Origin of the sequence: Tsuneonella litorea (genome assembly GCF_025154015.1) — a bacterium.
Lineage (GTDB): Bacteria > Pseudomonadota > Alphaproteobacteria > Sphingomonadales > Sphingomonadaceae > Tsuneonella > Tsuneonella litorea.
Genome location: NZ_JAOAMV010000027.1, coordinates 1 through 880, shown reverse-complemented (window position 1 = coordinate 880; position 880 = coordinate 1). Strand labels below are relative to the sequence as shown.

At 70.3% G+C, this 880-nt stretch carries 1 protein-coding gene; it reads left to right on the top strand.

The window, feature by feature from the left end; all coding sequences use genetic code 11:
* Positions 1-880, top strand: an 880-nt coding sequence (locus N0B51_RS14815; RefSeq protein ID WP_259963371.1) for a hypothetical protein, incomplete at both ends; no start/stop codon positions are given.

The window sequence follows — 880 nt, the reverse complement described above, 5'->3', positions numbered from 1 at the left end:
CCGCGGGCACGACGATCGCGCTCGACACGACGGGTGCGGTGACCGCGGGCGGGACGACCGCTGGCGGCGCGCTGACGATCGGAAGCACGGTGCAGCCGGCTTCGGTCCTGCTGACTGGCGACGCGAGCGCGGCGAGCGTCGACATCCGGGCCGCGGCCGGGCTGACCGCGCAGGACATCACGGCGACGAGCGGCGGGATGTTCCTCCTCGGCGAGACGATCGTCGCCGACGACGTGCGGGCGGCGCAGGATCTCCTGTTCGCGACGCAGTCGAACGCGGGCACGGCGACCTTCGGCAGCCTGACCTCCACCAACGGCATCGTTGCGGTCAGCGGGTTAATTCCCAGCACGGTCACTGTCACCGGGCCGACCAGCGGCACCAGCGTATTCCTCTACGCGATCAACGAACTTGCGCTAGGCAATGTCACGGCGACGAACGGTAACGTCTATCTCGACAGCACCTTCTCGTCGCCCGGCACCGGCAAGATCACCGCGGGCAACGTGTCGGCAGCCGGCAACGCCCGGATCGTCTCTTCCGGCGATATCACCACCACCGCGATCACTGCTAGCACCGGGGCGATCGACGTCGACAGCACGGGCGGCGGTACGCTCGACCTCGGCACACTCAACGCGGGCACGACGATCGCGCTCGACACGACGGGTGCGGTGACCGCGGGCGGGACGACCGCTGGCGGCGCGCTGACGGTCGGGGCGGTGGCTCCGGTTGCGAGCGCGACCTTTACCGGCAACGTCGGTGCGGCGAGCGTGGACATCGACGCGGTGGGCGCGGTGAACACGCTCGCGATCACCGCGACCGCGGGGATGATCGACATCGACGCCGGTTCGGTGGCGGCGGGTGCGCTCAAGGCGACCGGCGACGT